At 72.7% G+C, this 18,949-nt stretch carries 17 protein-coding genes; 8 read left to right on the top strand and 9 right to left on the bottom strand.

Translation table 11 applies throughout. The features are described from left to right. Nucleotides 1-20: 20 nt before the first annotated feature. Nucleotides 21-1,172 carry an NADH-quinone oxidoreductase subunit D gene (locus AB0947_RS12210; RefSeq protein WP_366750254.1) on the bottom strand — a complete coding sequence of 384 codons (1,152 nt, stop codon included), beginning with the start codon at nucleotides 1,170-1,172 and terminating at the stop codon, nucleotides 21-23. Nucleotides 1,173-1,203: 31 nt separating this feature from the next. Here AB0947_RS12210 and AB0947_RS12205 point away from each other — a divergent pair, with 31 nt between their 5' ends. Continuing rightward, nucleotides 1,204-1,707 (top strand): PH domain-containing protein, encoded by a 504-nt coding sequence (locus tag AB0947_RS12205; protein WP_366750253.1) that lies wholly within the window; start codon nucleotides 1,204-1,206, stop codon nucleotides 1,705-1,707. A gap of 38 nt (nucleotides 1,708-1,745) precedes the next feature. Then, on the top strand, nucleotides 1,746-3,098 hold the full coding sequence (locus AB0947_RS12200) for a PH domain-containing protein (protein WP_366750311.1): 1,353 nt from the start codon (nucleotides 1,746-1,748) through the stop codon (nucleotides 3,096-3,098). A 122-nt stretch (nucleotides 3,099-3,220) separates the two neighbouring features. Here AB0947_RS12200 and AB0947_RS12195 read toward each other — a convergent pair whose 3' ends face one another. Together AB0947_RS12195 and AB0947_RS12190 are read right to left on the bottom strand one after the other, a co-directional pair. Beyond that, nucleotides 3,221-4,516: a hypothetical protein gene (locus tag AB0947_RS12195; protein ID WP_366750252.1), complete on the bottom strand. Its 1,296-nt coding sequence runs from the start codon at nucleotides 4,514-4,516 to the stop codon at nucleotides 3,221-3,223. Between the two features lie 97 nt (nucleotides 4,517-4,613). After that, nucleotides 4,614-5,741 carry an alpha/beta hydrolase-fold protein gene (locus tag AB0947_RS12190; protein WP_366750251.1) on the bottom strand — a complete coding sequence of 376 codons (1,128 nt, stop codon included), beginning with the start codon at nucleotides 5,739-5,741 and terminating at the stop codon, nucleotides 4,614-4,616. Nucleotides 5,742-5,968: 227 nt separating this feature from the next. Between AB0947_RS12190 and AB0947_RS12185 the strand changes: the two genes are divergently transcribed. The 6 genes from AB0947_RS12185 (at nucleotide 5,969) to AB0947_RS12160 (ending at nucleotide 11,128) form a co-directional block, all read left to right on the top strand. Beyond that, entirely contained in the window at nucleotides 5,969-7,783 is a 1,815-nt protein-coding gene (locus tag AB0947_RS12185) for a phosphatidylglycerol lysyltransferase domain-containing protein (protein ID WP_366750250.1), read from the top strand. A gap of 143 nt (nucleotides 7,784-7,926) precedes the next feature. Continuing rightward, complete coding sequence (gene folP / locus AB0947_RS12180) at nucleotides 7,927-8,841, top strand: dihydropteroate synthase (RefSeq protein WP_366750249.1); 915 nt, start codon at nucleotides 7,927-7,929, stop codon at nucleotides 8,839-8,841. Next, a complete protein-coding gene (locus AB0947_RS12175; protein ID WP_366750248.1) occupies nucleotides 8,838-9,371 on the top strand; it encodes a nuclear transport factor 2 family protein in 534 nt (177 codons plus the stop codon). The genes folP and AB0947_RS12175 overlap by 4 nt, the downstream gene beginning before the upstream one ends. 228 nt (nucleotides 9,372-9,599) lie before the next feature. Then, nucleotides 9,600-9,959 carry a dihydroneopterin aldolase gene (gene folB, locus AB0947_RS12170; RefSeq protein WP_366750247.1) on the top strand — a complete coding sequence of 120 codons (360 nt, stop codon included), beginning with the start codon at nucleotides 9,600-9,602 and terminating at the stop codon, nucleotides 9,957-9,959. After that, nucleotides 9,956-10,567 (top strand): 2-amino-4-hydroxy-6-hydroxymethyldihydropteridine diphosphokinase, encoded by a 612-nt coding sequence (gene folK / locus AB0947_RS12165; RefSeq protein ID WP_171154073.1) that lies wholly within the window; start codon nucleotides 9,956-9,958, stop codon nucleotides 10,565-10,567. The genes folB and folK overlap by 4 nt, the downstream gene beginning before the upstream one ends. Before the next feature lie 72 nt (nucleotides 10,568-10,639). Continuing rightward, nucleotides 10,640-11,128: a DUF3180 domain-containing protein gene (locus AB0947_RS12160; protein ID WP_366750246.1), complete on the top strand. Its 489-nt coding sequence runs from the start codon at nucleotides 10,640-10,642 to the stop codon at nucleotides 11,126-11,128. Between the two features lie 37 nt (nucleotides 11,129-11,165). Here AB0947_RS12160 and folE read toward each other — a convergent pair whose 3' ends face one another. The 6 genes from folE to dacB form a co-directional block, all read right to left on the bottom strand. Continuing rightward, a complete protein-coding gene (gene folE, locus AB0947_RS12155) occupies nucleotides 11,166-11,771 on the bottom strand; it encodes a GTP cyclohydrolase I FolE (protein WP_366750245.1) in 606 nt (201 codons plus the stop codon). Between the two features lie 131 nt (nucleotides 11,772-11,902). Next, the gene (gene ftsH / locus AB0947_RS12150) at nucleotides 11,903-13,942 is read right to left on the bottom strand and encodes an ATP-dependent zinc metalloprotease FtsH (RefSeq protein ID WP_366750244.1); all 2,040 of its coding nucleotides are present in this window, start codon (nucleotides 13,940-13,942) and stop codon (nucleotides 11,903-11,905) included. A gap of 195 nt (nucleotides 13,943-14,137) precedes the next feature. Then, entirely contained in the window at nucleotides 14,138-14,698 is a 561-nt protein-coding gene (hpt, locus tag AB0947_RS12145; protein ID WP_030342680.1) for a hypoxanthine phosphoribosyltransferase, read from the bottom strand. 110 nt (nucleotides 14,699-14,808) lie between these two features. Continuing rightward, nucleotides 14,809-15,879, bottom strand: coding sequence for a tRNA lysidine(34) synthetase TilS (gene tilS / locus AB0947_RS12140; RefSeq protein ID WP_366750243.1), 1,071 nt, complete (start codon nucleotides 15,877-15,879; stop codon nucleotides 14,809-14,811). Nucleotides 15,880-16,070: 191 nt separating this feature from the next. After that, nucleotides 16,071-17,171, bottom strand: coding sequence for a zinc-dependent metalloprotease (locus AB0947_RS12135; RefSeq protein ID WP_366750310.1), 1,101 nt, complete (start codon nucleotides 17,169-17,171; stop codon nucleotides 16,071-16,073). Between the two features lie 178 nt (nucleotides 17,172-17,349). Continuing rightward, on the bottom strand, nucleotides 17,350-18,939 hold the full coding sequence (dacB, locus tag AB0947_RS12130) for a D-alanyl-D-alanine carboxypeptidase/D-alanyl-D-alanine-endopeptidase (RefSeq protein WP_366750242.1): 1,590 nt from the start codon (nucleotides 18,937-18,939) through the stop codon (nucleotides 17,350-17,352). Nucleotides 18,940-18,949 lie beyond the last annotated feature (10 nt).

The raw sequence follows: 18,949 nt of genomic DNA, 5'->3' as shown, positions 1-18,949 counted from the left end.
CCGCCCGCCGATGCCGCCGGCTACTTGTCGATGTCGCCGACCACGAAGAACAACGACCCCAGGATCGCCACCATGTCCGCCACCAGCGTCCCCGGCAGCAGCTCGGTCAGCGCCTGGATGTTGTTGTACGAGGCAGAGCGGAGCTTCAGCCGGTACGGGGTCTTGTCACCCTTGCTGACCAGGTAGTAGCCGTTGATGCCGAGCGGGTTCTCGGTCCACGCGTACGTGTGCCCCTCGGGCGCCTTCAGCACCTTCGGCAGCCGCTGGTTGATCGGCCCCGGCGGCAGCTCGGCGAGCCGGTCCAGGCAGGCGTCGGCGAGGTCCAGCGCGTTGTGGGTCTGCGCCAGCAGCACCTCGAACCGGGCGAGGCAGTCGCCCTCGCTCCGGGTGACGACCTCCAGGGTGTCCTGGAGATCGCCGTAGGCCAGGTACGGCTCGTCGCGGCGCAGGTCGAAGTCGACGCCCGAGGCGCGCGCGATGGGGCCGCTCACGCCGTAGGCGTGCACCGCCGCCGGCGTCAGCACGCCCACCCCGCGGGTGCGCCCCCGGAAGATCTCGTTGCCGAGCACCAGGTCGTCGAAGACGTCCATGCGCGAACGCACGGCGGCGACGGCCTCGCGCGCGCGTGCCGCCCAGCCGGCCGGCAGATCCTCCTTGAGGCCGCCGACCCGGTTGAACATGTAGTGCATGCGCCCGCCGGAGACCTCCTCCATGACGTTCTGGAGCACCTCGCGCTCGCGGAACGCGTAGAACACCGGCGTGATCCCGCCCAGCTCCAGCGGGTAGGAGCCGAGGAACATCAGGTGGTTCAGCACCCGGTTCAGCTCGGCGAGCAGCGTGCGCGTCCACACCGCCCGCCCGGGGACCTCCATGCCGAGCATCCGCTCCACGGCGAGGACCACGCCCAGCTCGTTCGAGAACGCCGACAGCCAGTCGTGGCGGTTGGCGAGCACGATGATCTGGCGGTAGTCGCGCGCCTCGAACAGCTTCTCGGCGCCCCGGTGCATGTAGCCGATCACCGGCTCGGCGCGGACGATGCGCTCCCCGTCCAGCACCAGCCTGAGCCGCAGCACACCGTGCGTGGACGGGTGCTGGGGCCCGATGTTGAGCACCATGTCGGTGCTCTCCGCCGCGCCGCCGATACCGACCGTGGTCTCCGTCGTAGGAGTCATGGGCCCAGTTTCCCCTACGTACGCTGGGCGCATGGAAACGGGGAGTCCCGAAGGGACCGGAGCGCCGGCGGACCAGCCGGTGTGGCGCGGGCTGCGGCCCGCTCTGCTGCGCGTGCGCCGGCTGCTGCTGGTGGTGTGGACGGCGGTGCTCGCGCTCGCCGCGGGGCTCCTGCCGGGCCTCCTCGCGGGGCCCGGGTGGGCGGTCTGGGCCCTGCTGCCGCTCGCGTGCGCCGCCTGGTGCTGGTGGCTGCTGGAGCGCAACTGGCGCTCGTGGCGGTACGCCGAGCGCGCCGACGACCTGCTGATCAGCCGGGGTGTCCTGTGGCGTGAGGAGACGGTGGTGCCGTACGGGCGGATGCAGCTGGTGGAGGTGACCTCCGGGCCGTTGGAGCGGCGCTTCGGGCTGGCCACCGTGCAACTGCACACGGCCGCCGCCGCGACCGACGCGACCATCCCCGGCCTCGACCCGGCCGAGGCGGAACGCCTGCGCGACCGGCTGACCGAGCTGGGCGAGGCACGATCGGCGGGCCTGTGACCTCCCCCGACGGCCTCGAAGACGTACCGGACGGCGGCATACCGAGCGGGGGCGGACCTCACGACGGCACGCCGCACGGCGGTACACCCGAGCGCCCGCCCGTGACCGAGCACCGGCTGCACCCGGTCACGCCCTTCCGCCGGGCGTGGGCGCCGCTGGCGGTGCTGGCCGGCTGGGCCGCGCACGACCCGAACGGCGCGCAGGAGCAGCTCGACCGGCTGACCGGCACCGTGCTGCTGCTGGGGCTCGCGGTACTGGTGCCGGCGGCCGGCCTCTACGGCTTCCTGTCCTGGTGGTTCACGCACTACGCGGTCACCGACACCGAACTGCGCATACGCACCGGACTGTTGTTCCGGCGCACCGCGCACATCCGGCTGGAGCGCGTCCAGGCCGTGGACGTCTCGCGTCCGCTGCTCGCGCGGATGGCGGGCGTCGCGAAGCTGCGGATCGACGTCGTCGGCGCCGACAGCAAGGACGAGCTGGCCTTCCTGGGCGAGCGGGAGGCGGGCGCCCTGCGCGCGGAACTGCTCGCGCGCGCGGCGGGTTTCGCGCCCGAGACGGCGCACGAGGTCGGAGAGGCGCCGGCGCGCGTACTGCTGCGCGTGCCCCCGCGGGAGCTGGCACGCTCCCTGGTGCTGACGGGTGCCACCTGGGGTTCGCTGTGCGCGGCGGTGGTGATTCCGACCGTGCTGTGGCTCGTCACCCACAGCCTGTGGACGGTCGTCGGGACCGCCCTGCCCCTGGTCGGCGCGGCCGGCGCGAGCAGCGTGGGCCGGTTCGTCACGGAGTTCGACTGGACGGTGAGCGAGTCCCCGGACGGGCTCCGCATCGACCACGGGCTGCTCGACCGCACGCACGAGACGGTGCCGCCCGGCCGGGTGCAGACCGTGCGGATCGTGCAGCCGCTGCTGTGGCGGTGGCCGGGCTGGGTGCGGGTGGAACTGGACGTGGCGGGCTCCGCCAACTCCGTGCTGATCCCCGTCGCCCCGCGCGCGGTCGCCGAGACCGTGGTCGCGCGCGTGCTTCCCGGCGTGACCGTCCCCGGGGAGCTGTCGCGGGTGCCGCGCCGGGCCCGGTGGTGCCTGCCGTTGTGGTGGCGCGGGCACGGGCTCGCGGTCACCGGCGCGGTGTTCACCGCCCGGAGCGGCCTGCTGTGCCGCCGGCTCTCCCTCGTCCCGCACGCCAAGGTGCAGAGCGTACGGCTCACCCAGGGGCCCTGGGAGCGCCGCTGGGGGCTCGCCGACGTCCACGTGGACACCGGCGCGGACAAGACCGTCACGGCCCGGCTGCGGGCCGCCGAGGAGGCCGCGCGGCTCCTGGACGAGCAAGCGGAGCGGTCCCGCACGGGCCGCCGGGACGCCCTCCCCGACCGCTGGATGACCACCGGCTGACCGGCGCCGCCCACCGGACCGCTGCACCGACTTACCGGTCCGGCGCGTCCGGAACGCCCCGGGCCCGGCTCCCCTCGCGGGAAGGCCGGGCCCGGTGCTCGTCGCGTACGGCTGACGCCGGTTCAGGAGGCCGCGCTGCGCAGCCCCTGAAGGTCGATCTGCTCCGTCTCGTCGTGCGCGGTCAGGTCGATGACCTGGCCCACGCCCCGGGACCGCTCGTCGGCGGCCTTGAACCCGGCCTCGGACTCGGCCTTGTGCACGGCGAGCGCCTCGGGGCCGACGACGTCGGCGAGGTCCTCGTTCTGCACGGAGTCCAGCGTCGTCCTCGGTGCGCTCTTCTGGGTGCCGAAGAAGTCGAAGCCGCCCTCGACCACCGGGCGCCGCGCGGGCGCGGCCGGTACGACGGCCACGGCGGTCGGCACGGTGAAGTGCCCGGCGGCCGGCCGGCCGGCGGGACGCACGGGTTCGGCGGCCGGCGCCTGGCCGGCGTCCTCCTTCACGCCGTCCGCGGGTTCTCCTTTGGCGGCGGCCCCGGTGTCGGCATCCCCGGGAGCCGGGTGAGCCTCCGCCTCGGGCGCCTCGGACGCCTCGGACGCGACGGCGACGGGCTCGGCCTCCTGGGCAGCGTCAGCGGGCTCGACGGACCCGGTGGCGTCAGCGGGCTCGGCGAACTCGGGGGCGTCAGCGGGCTCGGCGGCCTCGACCTCCTCGGCCTCGACTGCGGCCTCAACCTCGACCTCGGCGTCGGTCCCGGCCCCGGTCTCCCCCTGACCCGCGCTCTCCCGGTCGAACCGCGCGAGAGCCGCCAGCGCCGACCGGTACAGCGGGGCGCCCTCGGGCGAGAACACCGCCGGCCGCTCCTCGGTGCCGGCCGCCTGCACAGCCGCGGCGGCCGCGGGCTCGGCGCTGCGCGCCGGCGGCAGCGCGCGCGACGGCGAAAGCGCGGGCTCCGGCTCGGGCACCGCCGCTTCGATCTCCAGAAGCCGCCGTCCCTCCAGGGCGCTGGCGCGCTCGGTCTCCGCCGTGGCGTACCGGCGCAGCAGGGCCGCGTGCTCGTTGCGCAGGCCCGCCAGCTCCGCCCGCTTGGCGCGCAGCCGCTGTTCCAGCTTCGCGCGCAGCTCGCGGGACTCCTCCAGGTCGGTCTCCAGTTCGGCGACCCGTTCCTCGAACCGCCACTCGTCGCCCACACGCGCACGCGTGAGTTCGGCGACCTGCTTGCCCGCCTGCGCGTCCCAGCGGCGCATCACGACCGCACCGGCGACCGCCGTCGCGGCGGCCGCAGCGGCCAGCGCGCGCAACACGGTGACCTCGGAGAACACCCACGGACCCAGCGCGCAGGCGACGGATACGCCGGCGATCGCCGACGGGGGCAACAGCCGGTGCAGAGGCGGGGAATGGCGGTGGCGTCCACGTGGCATGGCCAGAAACTTACCGCGCGTAGGCGAATCGTGGGCCCCCGCCCCGTAAAAACACGGCCACACCGTGGACCTCACCGGGCGCCGGGGCCACGACGGCTCAGCGGTCGGTGAGCCGTCCGCTGAGCCACTGGAGCGTCGGCGGGATCTCGCGCCGCCAGGTGTTGAAGTTGTGCCCGCCGCTGCCGAGGATGATCGACGAGATCCGGGTCAGATCGGTGGCCTGGACCCGCTGGATGAACTTCATCGTGGCGTTGTAGTTGTGCTCGCCGACCTTGCTGCTGGTGACGAGCAGCGAGGTGTCCGGCGCGTCCTCGTGCTTCAGCAGCCAGAACAGGTCCGCGCGGTTCCGCAGCTTCTCGTCGCCGTGGAAGAGGTCACCGGTGGTCGGGTCGATCGGCGCCTTGTAGTACGGCGAGAGACCCGCGGCGGCCGCGTACACGTTCGGGTGGTGCATGGCGAGCTTGAGGGCGCAGTAGCCGCCCGTGGAGTCGCCGACGAGGCCCCAGCTGCCCGGCCGCTTGCCGGCCCGGTAGTGCCCGAGGACGGCCTCCGGCAGGTCCTTGGCGAAGAACGTCTCCGCCTGCGGCCCGCCCGGCACGTCGACGCACTCGGTGTCCCGCGGTGGTGCCACGGTCGGCCGCAGCATCACCATGATCATCGGCTGCACCTGCCCGTCCTTGGCCATCCGCTGCGCCGTGCTCGGGTAGTCCAGCTTCTCCACCAGCGCCCGCGCGGTGCCCGGGTAGCCGGTCAGCACGACCGCCACCGGGAACGTACGCGCGCGGTACTGCGGCTGGAAGTACTCCGGCGGCAGGTACACGTACGCCGGCGTGACGATGTGAGTCGCACGGCCCACGATGTCGACCTTCTGTATCTGCCCGCCGATCTCCGGCCGCGCGGCGCTCACGCCCGGCACGTCGGAGGTGGAGACCACCTGGAGCGGGCCGCCGGTGCTGCCGTTGGCCGAGTGGTCGACGACGACCCCCTGGTCGGTCTCCTGGCCGAACAGGTCCGCCCAGCTGGCGTAGAAGCCGAAGGCCTGGTTGGCGGCGAGCCCGACGCAGGCGAAGAGCGCCACCTGGGTGAACAGCAGCAGACCGACCCGCCCGCTGACGGACCGCCAGTTCGAGCGGGCCAGGCGCGGCCACAGCCATACCGTGCCGACGAACAGCACGACGGCGATCAGACTCGCCAGCACCAGCACTTTGTTGCTCGTGAGACCCATGCGCTGCTTCCTGCCTGTGCTTTCCGCCCGCGTCGTGCCCGCGCGACGTTGCGAGGGCTTGCCCGGGGCTTTCCTTGGCCTTTGACCCGACTTTTCGATGGGGAGTGAACCTCTCCCCCCGAGACACCGTCCTAGAGGGCGCAATGTCGCCGGATGCCCGATCGGGCCCGGGTTCAAGGTCTCTCGCAGAACTACGGGATGCGATGTCTGTCAGGATAGATGGGGAAATGTCGGGCGGGGTTCCGGGCCGATCAAGCCGGGCGCGGCGCATACTGCGCGGCCCGCGCCCCGAGGCCGTTCCCGCCGTGGTCGGCAGGGCCGCCGCGCTCGTGGGCGTCCTGGACATCGCCGCGGGCGTGTTCCCGCGCTTCCGTCACAGCCGTATGCACGCCCTGGCGGAGGTGCTGCCGGGCTCCTTCGGGCCGTTCGCGGCGGCGCTCTCGCTCAGCGCGGGCGTGCTGTTGCTGCTGCTCGCGCACGGGCTCAAACGGCGCAAGCGCCGGGCGTGGCGTGCGGCGGTCGCGCTGCTCCCGGCGGGTGCGGTGGCGCAGTTCGCGTACCGGCACTCGGTGGTGGGCATGCTGATCGCGGTCGCGCTGCTGGTGCCGCTGCTGCGCCACCGCGACCAGTTCGCGGCCCTGCCCGATCCGCGCAGCAGGTGGCGCGCGCTCGCCAACTTCGTGCTCATGAGCGCCGGTTCCCTCGCCCTCGGTCTCGTCATCGTCAGCGTCCACCCGCACCGGACGATCGGCGACCCGAGCCTGGCCGACCGGCTGACGCACGTCATCTACGGCCTGGCCGGCTTCGAGGGCCCGGTCGACTACCAGGGCAACACCTCCTGGACGGTCGCCTTCTCCCTCGGCGCCCTCGGCTGGATCACCGCCGTCACCACGATCTACCTTGCCTTCCGCCCGGAGCACCCGGCCGCCCGCCTCACCGAGGACGACGAGGTCAGGCTGCGCGCGCTGCTGGACAAGCACGGCAGGCGCGACTCGCTCGGCCACTTCGCGCTGCGCCGCGACAAGGCCGTCGTGTTCTCGCCGAGCGGCAAGGCCGCGGTCACCTACCGGGTCGTGTCCGGCGTGATGCTCGCCAGCGGCGACCCCATCGGGGACGTCGAGGCCTGGCCGGGCGCCATCGAGCGCTTCATGGACGAGGCCAGGGCCCACTCCTGGACGCCCGCGGTCATGGGCTGCTCGGAGACCGGTGGCGAGGTGTGGACCCGCGAGACCGGCCTGGACGCCCTGGAGCTGGGCGACGAGGCGGTGGTGGACGTGGCGGATTTCTCGCTCGCCGGACGCGCGATGCGCAATGTGCGCCAGATGGTCAAGCGCATCGAGCGGGCCGGCTACGAAACCCGGGTACGGCGCATCCGTGACGTCGGCGAGGCCGAGCTGGAGCGGATCCGCCGGGCCGCGGAGGACTGGCGCGGCACGGACACCGAGCGCGGCTTCTCCATGGCGCTCGGCCGCATCGGCGACCCGGCCGACGGCGACTGCCTCGTCGCCACCGCGCACAAGCAGGATGACGCGCCGGGCGAGTACGGCGACCTGAAGGCGATCCTCCACTTCGTGCCCTGGGGCAAGGACGGCATGTCGCTGGACCTGATGCGCCGGGACCGCAGCGCCGACCCCGGCATGAACGAACTGCTCATCGTCGCCGCCCTCCAGGCCGCCCCCAGGCTCGGCATCACCCGGGTCTCGCTGAACTTCGCGATGTTCCGCTCCGCCCTCGCCCGCGGCGAGAAGATCGGCGCCGGCCCGGTGCTGCGCGCCTGGCGCGGACTGCTCGTGTTCCTCTCGCGCTGGTTCCAGATCGAGTCGCTGTACAAGTTCAACGCCAAGTTCCAGCCGCGCTGGGAGCCGCGGTTCGTGGTCTACCGGAACTCCGCCGACCTGCCCCGCATCGGCTTCGCCGCCATGCAGGCGGAGGGCTTCGTCAACCTCGCCGTGCCGCTGCCGCGGTTCCTGCGCCGGCGCCGGGCGACGGCCCAGCGCACGTGCGCACACGCGGTGGCCGAACGCGACGTCCGGGCGGCCTGATCCGGCCCCCTGCCCCGAGCCCCGACACGCCGAGCGGCACAACCCCCGGGACCGGCCCGGGCGGAGCCCCACCCCCTCCGGCACGGGGGCTTCCGCCCGGGCCGCGGCGCGTTCCGGCACGGTCCTGGGCCTACGCTGAACGTATGAACAACCTCAGCGGGCGCGGCCGAGTAGCCGGCCTTCCGGCATGGGACCGGTGCGCGGTCATGGGGGTCGTGAACGTGACCCCCGACTCCTTCTCCGACGGCGGCCGCTGGTTCGACACGACCGCCGCCGTCAAACACGGCCTGGACCTGGTCACCGAGGGCGCGGACCTGGTCGACGTCGGAGGCGAGTCCACCCGGCCCGGTGCCACGCGCGTGGACGAGGCCGAGGAGCTGCGGCGGGTCGTCCCCGTGGTGCGCGGTCTCGCCTCCGAGGGCGTCGTCGTCTCCGTCGACACCATGCGCGCCTCCGTCGCCGCGCAGGCCCTCGCGGCCGGCGCCGCCCTCGTCAACGACGTCAGCGGCGGCCTCGCCGACCCCGCGATGATCCCGGTGGTGGCCGACGCCGGCGCCCCCTTCGTCGTCATGCACTGGCGCGGCTTCCTCGAGGGCGGCAACGTCAAGGGCGTCTACGGGGACGTCGTCGGGGAGGTCGTGGACGAACTGCACGCGCGCGTGGAGGCCGTTCTGGCGGGCGGTGTCGCCCCGGACCGCATCGTCGTCGACCCGGGCCTCGGCTTCTCCAAGGAGGCCGAGCACGACCTCGCCCTCCTCGCCCACCTCGACCGGCTGGCCCGCCTCGGCCACCCGCTGCTGGTCGCCGCCTCCCGCAAGCGGTTCCTCGGCCGGGTCCTCGCCGGACCGCAGGGTGCGCCCCCGCCGGCCCGGGAACGCGACGCGGCCACGGCCGCCGTCTCCGCCCTCGCCGCGCAGGCCGGCGCGTGGGCGGTGCGCGTGCACGAGGTGCGCGCCACGGCGGACGCGGTCCGGGTGGCGCGGGCCGTTCAGGAGGCGCGCGGCGCGGCGGACGCGCCCGGCACCGGCGGCGAGCGCGGGGCGGAAGGAGAGCGGTGAGCGCCCCCCATACCGACGTCGAGCAGGTGGAGGCCGCCAACACCGCCTTCTACGAGGCACTCGAACGCGGCGACTTCGAGGAGGTCTCCTCGCTCTGGCTGACCCCCGCCGACCTGGGCGTGGACGAGACCTACCACGACCCCGCCGACAGCGGCGTCATCTCCTGCGTCCACCCCGGCTGGCCGGTGCTCTCCGGCCGGGGCGAGGTCCTCAGGTCGTACGCCCTGATCATGGCCAACACCGACTACATCCAGTTCTTCCTCACCGATGTGCACGTCTCCGTGACCGGCGACACCGCGCTCGTGACCTGCACGGAGAACATCCTCAGCGGCGGCCCCGCCCCCGAGGAGGGCGCGGAGCTGGGCCCGCTGGTCGGCCAGCTCGTCGTGGCCACGAACGTGTTCCGGCGCACCCCCTCCGGCTGGAAGCTCTGGTCGCACCACGCCTCCCCCGTGCTGGCCGAGACCGACGAGGACGACGACGACAACCACGTGAACGGCGCGAACCCGGACGACGAACCCCTGGCCTGACCCCGAGAAGTGGTTGGAATCACCTACCCCGGGGTAGAAGCGGCTACCAGCCCATGGCAGGACCGGGCTCCCGGGGGAAACGACCGGTGAACCCCGCAGACACCGGCTCGTGCCGACGCCCCCGCGGCCCGGCTCTGTCGGTGCCCGCAGGTAGATTCGTCTGAGGCCGGTGTGCCGCCCGCACGCGGCACGGGCCGGTCGTTCCCGACGATTGCAGGAGTGATTCGCGTGGATCGTGTCGCGCTGCGCGGCCTCAAGGCCCGCGGGCACCACGGGGTGTTCCCCAAGGAGCGCGAGGAGGGCCAGACCTTCATCGTGGACATCGTCCTGGGCCTGGACACCCGGCCGGCCGCTGCCGACGACGACCTGACGAAGACCGTGCACTACGGCATCGTGGCCGAGGAGGTCGTGGCCGTGGTCGAGGGCGAACCGGTGAACCTCATCGAGACCCTCGCCGAGCGGATCGCCCGGACCTGCCTGAAGCACGAAGGGGTGGAGGAGGTCGAGGTCCGCGTCCACAAGCCGGACGCCCCGATCACCGTCCCCTTCGACGACGTGACCGTCACCATCACCCGGAGCCGAGTATGACCCGACCTTTCCACCAGGGTCACAGCGACCCGACCGTCCAGCCGGTGCCCGCCTCGGTCCTCGAGCAGGTCGACGCCGCCGACACCACGCTGAGCAACCCGAAGTGGGCCGTGATCTCCATCGGCTCCAACCTCGGCAACCGCCTGGAGACCCTCCAGGGGGCCGTCGACGCCCTGGAGGACACCCCGGGCGTCCGGGTGAAGGCCGTATCCCCGGTGTACGAGACCGAGCCGTGGGGCGTGGAGCCGGGCAGCCAGCCGTCGTACTTCAACGCGGTCGTGGTCCTCAAGACGACCCTGCCCCCGTCGTCCCTGCTGGAGCGGGCGCATGCCGTCGAGGAGGCCTTCCACCGCGTCCGGGACGAGCGCTGGGGCCCGCGCACGCTGGACGTCGACATCGTCGCCTACGCCGGCGTCACCTCGGACGACCCGCGGCTGACCCTGCCCCACCCGCGCGCCCACGAGCGCGCCTTCGTCCTCGCGCCCTGGCACGACGTCGACCCGCAGGCGCAGCTCCCCGGCCGCGGCACGGTGGCCGACCTGCTGTCCGCCGTCACCCGTGAGGGTGTCGCGCCCCGCGCGGACCTGGAACTCCGGCTGCCCGAGTAGTCGTTAAGGTCGAGACGGGTCAGACCAAGACGACCACCGTCCGGAACGGTCCGGGGGAACTGAAGGGACACCGTGAGAGAGCTGCGCATCAGGGTGCTGGCGGGCGTGTTCGTCGTGGCAGGCATCCTGTCCTGGGCGGGTGCCCGCCTCTGGAACTCGATCGGGACCCTCCCCAGCGTCCCCCTGGCCGCCCCCGTCGTCCTCGGGCTGATCGCGGTGGTCCTGCTCTCGACGGCGCTGTCGCTGCGCGCCCGTCTCAAGGCCCAGCGCGAGCGCCGGCCCGGCGCCAAAGGCGTCGACCCGCTGATGGCCGCCCGGGCGGTCGTCTTCGGCCAGGCCAGCGCCCTGGTGGCCGCGCTCGTCGCCGGTATGTACGGCGGCACGGGCGTCTTCCTGCTGGAGCTGCTGGACATCCCCGCCCGCCGCGACCAGGCGATCTACGCCGGTTTCTCGGTCGTGACCGGCATCGGCGTGATAGCCGCCGCCATCTTCCTGGAGCGGGTCTGCAAGCTCCCGGAGGACGACGACCAGAACCACCCGGGGGCGGAGCCGGTGGCCTGACCGCCTGCCCCGCGTCCCGGCGCGTCCTCCGGCCCGCTCAGCGCGCCATGATGAGGCTCATCGCCTCGTTCCGCGTCGCGGCGTCCCGCAGCTGACCGCGGACGGCGGAGGTTATCGTCTTCGCGCCCGGCTTGCGGATGCCGCGCATGGACATGCACATGTGCTCGCACTCGATGACCACGATGACGCCCCGAGGCTCCAGGATGTTCATCAGGGAGTCCGCGATCTGCGTGGTGAGACGTTCCTGCACCTGCGGCCGGCGGGCGTAGACGTCGACCAGGCGGGCCAGCTTGGACAGGCCGGTGATCTTGCCGGTCTCGGACGGGATGTAGCCGACGTGGGCGACGCCCCGGAACGGCACCAGATGGTGCTCGCAGGTCGAGTACACCTCGATGTCCTTCACCAGGACCATCTCGTCGTGCCCCAGGTCGAACGTCGTCGTCAGGACGTCCTCCGGCTGCTGCCACAGGCCCGCGAAGATCTCCTTGTAGGCACGCGCCACCCTGGCCGGCGTCTCCCGCAGCCCCTCACGGTCCGGGTCCTCGCCGACCGCGATCAGCAGTTCGCGTACGGCGTTCTCCGCGCGCTTCTCGTCGAACTCGCCGATGGGGCCCTCGCCGTCCAGCGTCACCGGGTCGGTCATCTGGGTTCCTCGTTCCTGTGCCTCGCACGCGGATAGCTCGCGTTCCGTCCGCGGACATGCGAAATGCCGCGCCCCCCAGGCTAGAACCTGGGGGGCGCGGCATCCATTCCGGGCCTTCGCCCGGGACAGGGTCAGCTCTCGGAGCGGTCCTCGGGGGTCTGCTCCGTCACCGGGGCGGACTCCGCGGCGGTGGACTTCACCGTGCTGATCGCCGCCGTCGCGCCGTTCGCACCGTTGGTCAGTGCCAGCTCCTTCGGGGAGAGCACCGGCGGGCGGGTGGACGGGGTGCGGCGGGAGGAGCCGGTCCAGGCGGGCCGCGGCGGGCGCTTGACGATCGGGGCGAAGATCTCGGCGATCTCCTCCTTGCCCAGCGTCTCCTTCTCCAGCAGCTGGAGCACGAGGTTGTCGAGGACGTCGCGGTTCTCGACCAGGATCTCCCAGGCCTCGTTGTGCGCGGTCTCGATGAGCTTCTTGACCTCTTCGTCCACCAGCGCGGCGACCTCTTCCGAGTAGTCGCGCTGGTGAGCCATCTCACGGCCCAGGAACGGCTCGGAGTTGTCGCCGCCGAACTTGATCGCACCGAGGCGCTCGGTCATGCCGTACTGGGTGACCATCGCGCGGGCCAGGTTGGTGGCCTTCTCGATGTCGTTCGCGGCGCCCGTGGTCGGGTCGTGGAAGACCAGTTCCTCGGCCGCCCGGCCGCCCAGCATGTAGGCGAGCTGGTCGAGCATCTCGTTGCGCGTGGTCGAGTACTTGTCCTCGTCCGGCAGGACCATCGTGTAACCGAGGGCACGGCCGCGGGACAGGATCGTGATCTTGTGGACCGGGTCGGAGTTCGGCGAGGCCGCCGCGACCAGGGCGTGACCGCCCTCGTGGTACGCGGTGATCTTCTTCTCCTTGTCCGACATGATCCGGGTCCGCTTCTGCGGGCCCGCGACCACGCGGTCGATCGCCTCGTCCAGCGCCTTGTTGTCGATCAGCTTCTGGTCGCCGCGGGCGGTGAGTAGCGCGGCCTCGTTCAGCACGTTGGCGAGGTCGGCACCGGTCATGCCCGGGGTGCGGCGGGCCACGGCGGACAGGTCGACGTCGGGCGCGACCGGCTTGCCCTTCTGGTGGACCTTGAGGATCTCCAGGCGGCCCTGCAGGTCCGGCGGGTCGACCGCGATCTGCCGGTCGAAGCGGCCGGGGCGCAGCAGCGCCGGGTCGAGGATGTCCGGGCGGTTCGTGGCGGCGATCAGGATCACACCGCCCTTGACGTCGAAGCCGTCCATCTCGACGAGCAGCTGGTTCAGGGTCTGCTCGCGCTCGTCGTGACCGCCGCCGAGGCCGGCGCCGCGGTGGCGGCCGACCGCGTCGATCTCGTCCACGAAGACGATCGCCGGGGCGTTCGCCTTGGCCTGCTCGAACAGGTCGCGGACCCGGGAGGCACCGACACCGACGAACATCTCGACGAAGTCCGAACCGGAGATCGAGTAGAAGGGGACGCCCGCCTCGCCGGCGACGGCGCGCGCGAGCAGGGTCTTGCCGGTACCCGGGCGGCCGTAGAGCAGCACACCCTTGGGGATCTTGGCGCCGACGGCCTGGAACTTGGCCGGCTCCTGGAGGAACTCCTTGATCTCCTGGAGCTCCTCGACGGCCTCGTCGCAGCCCGCGACGTCGGAGAAGGTCGTCTTGGGGGTGTCCTTGGTGATGAGCTTCGCCTTGGACTTGCCGAAGTTCATGACCCGGGAGCCGCCGCCCTGCATCTGATTCATCAGGAACAGGAAGACGACCACGATCAGGACGAAGGGCAGCAGCGAGAGCAGGACGCCGACGAACGGGTTCTGCTTGGACGGCGCGACCGTGTAGCCGTCCGGAATCTGCTTGTCCTGGTACTTGGTCTGCAGCGTGCCGGCGATGGTCACGCCCTGGTCGCCGATGTAGCTCGCCTGGATCTTCGAGCTGCCCTGGACCTTGTAGCCGTCCTTGAGCGTGACCTTGATGCTCTGCTCGTCACCGGTGGTGAGCTTGGCCGACTCGACCTTGTTGTCGTTGATCGCCGCCACGACCTGGCCGGTGTCCACCGTCTTGTAGCCGCCGGACGAGCCGACGACTTGCATCAACACGACCACGGCAAGGACGGCCAGCACGATCCACATGACCGGCCCACGGAAGTATCGCTTCACGTCCATCCATACGGAGCGGTGCCGCCCCGTCCCTCCTGCCATAGTGAGTTTGATAAGACAGTTCTTCTGACGGTACCCCAGCATTGTTGCCCGAAGCCGCACGGAGCCGTTTCGACGGCTGGGGAACCCGCCTCTGCATCGTTCAACGGCGGGGAACCCGCTGGGGTTCCCGATCGTCCTACCGGGCTTGGGCCGACTGGCTCAGCCGCCGTAGACGTGGGGCGCGAGCGTACCGACGAACGGCAGGTTGCGGTACTTCTCGGCGTAGTCGAGGCCGTAGCCCACGACGAACTCGTTCGGGATGTCGAAGCCGACCCACTCCACGTCGATGGCGACCTTGGCGGCGTCCGGCTTGCGCAGCAGCGTGCACACCTTCAGGGAGGCGGGCTCGCGGGAGCCGAGGTTGTTGATCAGCCAGGACAGGGTCAGGCCCGAGTCGATGATGTCCTCGACGATCAGGACGTGCCGGCCCTTGATGTCGGTGTCGAGGTCCTTGAGGATCCGCACGACACCGGAGGACTGGGTGCCCGCGCCGTACGAGGACACGGCCATCCAGTCCATGGTGACGGGGGTGGACAGCGCCCGGGCCAGGTCGGCCATGACCATCACCGCGCCCTTGAGGACACCGACGATGAGCAGGTCCTTGCCCGCGTACTCCGCGTCGATCTTCGCGGCCAGCTCGGCCAGCTTCGCGTCGATCTCTTCCTTGGTGATGAGCACCTGCTGGAGGTCGGCACCCATGTCTTTCGCGTCCACCCGCATCACTTTCGGTCGTCCCGCACTTACGGCCGCGTGCGCGGCCACCGGCTCCGGCCGCGCGCACGGCCTCCGGCTGCCCGGCCCGCCGGAGGTCGCTCCGGGGAGGTCGGGATTCAGCCTTGCCGAATCACCAGTCTGCCACCCTGCCGCTGGGCGACGACCCTGCCCGGGAGATTGATGGCTCCCTGGCCGCGCCAGCCGGTGATCAGGCGGTCGACTTCCTCGATGTGGCGGGCGAACAGAGCGCCGGCCGGAGCACCGGCCTCGATGGCGGCGCGGCGCAGGATCCGGCGGCGCACGGCGGGCGGGAGAGCGTACAGCTTGGCGCACTCCAGCAGGCCGGCGGCGTCCCGGACGGAGGCCTCGGCCTGGCGGGCCCAGGCGTCCAGGGCGTCGGCGTCGTCGCGGGAGAGCTGGGCGGTGCGGGCGAGCGCCTCGACGACGCCCTTGCCGAGGGCCTTCTCCAGGGCGGGCAGGCCCTCGTGCCGGAGCCGGGAGCGGGTGTAGGCGGGGTCGGCGTTGTGCGGGTCGTCCCAGACGGGCAGCGACTGGACCATGCAGGCCTTGCGGGCGGTCTGCCGGTCGAGCTGGAGGAAGGGCCGCCGGTAACGGCCGCCGGCCCCCGAGACCGCGGCCATGCCGGACAGGGAGCGGATGCCGGAGCCGCGGGCGAGTCCCAGCAGGACGGTTTCGGCCTGGTCGTCGCGGGTGTGGCCGAGCAGGACCGCGGCGGCGCCGTGGCGTTCGGCGGCGGCGTCCAGGGCGGCGTAGCGGGCGTCGCGGGCGGCGGCTTCGGGGCCGCCCTCGCGGCCGACGGTCACGGCGACGGACTCGGCCGGATCGAGTCCGAGTCCGCGCAGCCGCAGGACGACCTCCTCGGCGCGGAGGTCGGAGCCGGGCTGGAGGCCGTGGTCGACGGTGACCCCGCCGGCCCGGACGCCGAGCTTGGGTGCCTCGAAGGCGAGGGCGGAGGCGAGGGCCATGGAGTCTGCGCCGCCGGAGCACGCGACGAGGACGAGCGGGGAGGGGGGCCGCTCGGCCGTCCGGTCCGGGCGCGCGCCGGCCGGCTGCGCGGCCGGGGGCGCGGCCGGGGGCGCGGGGAGGGCCTGGTGGTCGTTGAGGATGTCGTGGAGGACGCGGCGAACCGCCAGGCGTATCGCCGCGACCGCAGGATGGGGACCCATGTCCGGTTCCCTTCATGAAGTTTTCGGGGGGTGAACCCGGTGCGGTCACTCAGAGTGTGTAGATGGTGACAGAAGCGGGCCGTTCCCCGAGCATCGCACGCCTACGCATGGCCCACGGTCCCTCGGACGGGTGATTGGAGGGGCGTTCGCCTGCCGTCGGCCGGATTCCTTTCACGACGTCCACGTGACGTTCACGACTCGGCCTTGCGGTGCACCCGCGCGACCCAGTCCGCCGGTTTGGCGATCTCCGCCTTGGTGGGGAGGGTGTTGGGCGAGGTCCACACGCGGTTGAAGCCGTCCACGCCGACCTGTTCGACCACGGCCCGCACGAACCGTTCGCCGTCCCGGTACTGCCGCAGTTTGGCGTCCAGACCGAGCAGCTTGCGCAGGGCCATGTCCAGACGGGAGGCGCCCTTCGCGCGGCGCTGCTGGAACTTCTCGCGGATCTCCGCGACGGTCGGCACGACGCTCGGGCCGACGCCGTCCATGACGTAGTCGGCGTGGCCCTCCAGCAGGGACATCACGGCGGTGAGCCGGCCGAGGATCTCGCGCTGGGCGGGGGTCTGCACCAGCTCCACGAAGGAGCGTCCGGCGTCCTCCTCCTCGCCCTCGGGACGGCCGCCGACCAGGGACTGGGCGGCGTCCCGGATGCGCTCCAGGAAGGTCATCGGGTCGACGTCGGTCTCCGCGAGGAACGACTGGATCTCGCCCTCCAGGTGGTCCCGCAGCCAGGGCACGGCGGTGAACTGCGTGCGGTGGGTCTCCTCGTGCAGGCACACCCACAGCCGGAAGTCGTGCGGCTCCACGTCGAGTTCGCGCTCGACGTGGACGATGTTGGGCGCGACGAGCAGCAGCCGCCCGCCGCCGTTCTCGCCGGCCGGCAGGTCGCGGCCGGCGGGCGCGAAGGTCTCGTACTGGCCGAGGACCCGTGAGGACAGGAACGACAGGAGCATGCCGAGTTCGACGCCGGTGACCTTGCCGCCGACGGCGCCGAGGACCGCGCTGCCCGGGTTGCCGCCGCGCCGTTCCTGCATCTTCTCCAGGAGCGGGCGGAGGATCTCGCGGAAGCCGGCGACGTTGGCGCGGACCCAGCCGGGCCGGTCGACGACGAGGACGGGGGTGTCGTGGGTCTCCTCGGTGCCCATACGAGTGAAGCCCCGGACGTGTCCCTCCGAGGCCTTCGCGTGCCGGCGCAGCTCCGCGACGACGGCCCTGGCCTCGTCGCGGCTGACGTCGGGGCCGGGGCGTACGAGGCGGGTCGCGGTCGCCACCGCGAGGTTCCAGTCGACCATCCCGGGAGATGCGGTGCCACCGAAGCCAGTCATGCTGTCAACCGTACGTGAGCGCCCCCCTTTCGGGCAGGCCGTGGGGACACCGACAGGGCCGACCGTGCTTTCCGGTCACCCGGCGCCGCGAGTGTCCCAGGGCAGGCGGAGCCCGGGACCACGGCCGGGGCGGTGGTCGTCCGGGTCAGCCCGCCAAGGCCGTCGCCGCCTTGTCCAAGGCCGCCTGGGCCGCCAGGGGGTCGGTCGTGTCCGAGGCGAGGAAGGCGAAGGCCAGGAGATGCCCGCTCTTGCCGACGACCGTACCCGCCAGGGTGTTCACGCCGGTCAGCGTCCCCGTCTTGGCCCGTACGAGACCGGCCGCGCCGTCGGTGTACCGCGAGCTCAGGGTGCCGGTGAAGCCGGCCACGGGCAGACCGGTGAGGACCGGGCGCAGGCCGGGACGGCCAGGGTCGCCCGCCTTGACCAGGAGGGCGGTGAGGAGGTCGGCCGTGAGCCGGTCGTCGCGGTTCAGTCCGCTGCCGTCGTGGAAGGCGGCGCCCGCCATCGGCAGGCCGAGCTTGCGCAACTGGGTGGCGATGGCCTTCGCGCCGCCGTCGAAGCCGGCGGGCTGCCCGCTCGCCAGGGCGGTCTGCCGGGCCAGGGCCTCCGCGATGTCGTTGTCGCTGTTGGTCAGCATCCGCTCGACCAGTTGCGACAGCGGCGGCGAGGAGACCCGGGCGAGAGTCTCCGCGCGCGTGCTGGCCTTGGACGGTCCGGGGGCCGTGGTGGTGATGCCGGCGTCCTTCAGGAAGCCCGCGAACCGGCTGACCGCGTCCGCCGCCGGGTCGCCCACGCGGGGCGCCGGGCCCTCGGTGGAGGCGTCGGTGCGGCCCTCGTCCACGGTCAGGGCGCTGACCGGGGCGAGGTTGTCGTTGACGCCGATGGGGTGCAGGGCGGGGCCGGTGAAGAGGGTGGTGTCGTACGAAAGGGTGATCTTGTGGATGCCGCGCCGGTCCAGTGCCTTCGCGGTGTCCGCCGCCAGCGCCCGCAGGCCGGCCCAGCCGCCCGTCTTGACGTGCGCGGTGAGGGTGGGGTCGCCGCCGCCGACCAGGACGAGTTCCCGGGTGTCGGGTTCCAGGGCGGTGCGGGTGGTGAGGCGGTGGTCGGGGCCGAGGGCGGACAGCGCGGCGACGGCGGTGGCGATCTTGGTGGTGGAGGCGGGCGTGAGGGCCTTGCCGGCGTCGGCGCCGTAGAGGCGCTCGCCGGTGGTGACGTCGACGACGGCCGCCGCGTGGCTGTCGCCGAGCGCGGGCACGTCCAGCAGGGGCCCCAGGGCGTCCGAGAGCGCCTTCGCGTCCGGAGAGGTCTTTTTGGTGCCGACGGCGCCCGTGGTGCCGCCGAGGCCCGTCAGCACGGCCGCGGCGCTCGGCGCGGGTTGGGGCGTCCCGGCGGCCCTGCCGGAGCGGCCGTGATCTGCGCCACCTGACCGCTCCAGTGCGGCGGCGCGGTCCCGCTCGGCCGTACGCTGACCGTTGGCGTCCCAGGGACCGGCCACGGTCACCACGCCGGCGGCCAGTGCCAGGCCGGCGGTGGCGGCGCCCGCGGTGTACTGCCAGGTCCTGACGGTCCGCGGACGGGGGAGGTGTACAGGCCTGACGCGGACGGCTTCCGTCAGCCGCGCGATCCGCGGCCGGGCGGCCGTCACGGCGCGCGCCAGACCCGGTCGTACGGCGGCCGCGATCCGCGCCACGCGCGGTCTCGCGGCCCGCCAAGGTCCCAGCTCAGGCACGATCACCAGCCCCTTT

Source organism: Streptomyces sp. NPDC047841 (genome assembly GCF_040704085.1).
In the GTDB taxonomy this organism is placed as follows: domain Bacteria; phylum Actinomycetota; class Actinomycetes; order Streptomycetales; family Streptomycetaceae; genus Streptomyces; species Streptomyces argyrophylli.
Note: the sequence above shows the minus strand (reverse complement) of the source record. Positions and strands in the feature narration are given on the sequence as shown.

Excerpts from the sequence above, each read along its gene's own strand:
- AB0947_RS12210 (WP_366750254.1), bottom strand. The coding sequence starts at position 1,172 with ATGACTCCTACGACGGAGACCACGGTCGGTATCGGCGGCGCGGCGGAG.
- AB0947_RS12205 (WP_366750253.1), top strand. The coding sequence starts at position 1,204 with ATGGAAACGGGGAGTCCCGAAGGGACCGGAGCGCCGGCGGACCAGCCG.
- AB0947_RS12195 (WP_366750252.1), bottom strand. The coding sequence starts at position 4,516 with ATGCCACGTGGACGCCACCGCCATTCCCCGCCTCTGCACCGGCTGTTG.
- AB0947_RS12190 (WP_366750251.1), bottom strand. The coding sequence starts at position 5,741 with ATGGGTCTCACGAGCAACAAAGTGCTGGTGCTGGCGAGTCTGATCGCC.
- AB0947_RS12185 (WP_366750250.1), top strand. The coding sequence starts at position 5,969 with ATGTCGGGCGGGGTTCCGGGCCGATCAAGCCGGGCGCGGCGCATACTG.
- folP (WP_366750249.1), top strand. The coding sequence starts at position 7,927 with ATGAACAACCTCAGCGGGCGCGGCCGAGTAGCCGGCCTTCCGGCATGG.
- folK (WP_171154073.1), top strand. The coding sequence starts at position 9,956 with ATGACCCGACCTTTCCACCAGGGTCACAGCGACCCGACCGTCCAGCCG.
- folE (WP_366750245.1), bottom strand. The coding sequence starts at position 11,771 with ATGACCGACCCGGTGACGCTGGACGGCGAGGGCCCCATCGGCGAGTTC.
- ftsH (WP_366750244.1), bottom strand. The coding sequence starts at position 13,942 with ATGGACGTGAAGCGATACTTCCGTGGGCCGGTCATGTGGATCGTGCTG.
- hpt (WP_030342680.1), bottom strand. The coding sequence starts at position 14,698 with ATGCGGGTGGACGCGAAAGACATGGGTGCCGACCTCCAGCAGGTGCTC.
- tilS (WP_366750243.1), bottom strand. The coding sequence starts at position 15,879 with ATGGGTCCCCATCCTGCGGTCGCGGCGATACGCCTGGCGGTTCGCCGC.
- AB0947_RS12135 (WP_366750310.1), bottom strand. The coding sequence starts at position 17,171 with ATGGTCGACTGGAACCTCGCGGTGGCGACCGCGACCCGCCTCGTACGC.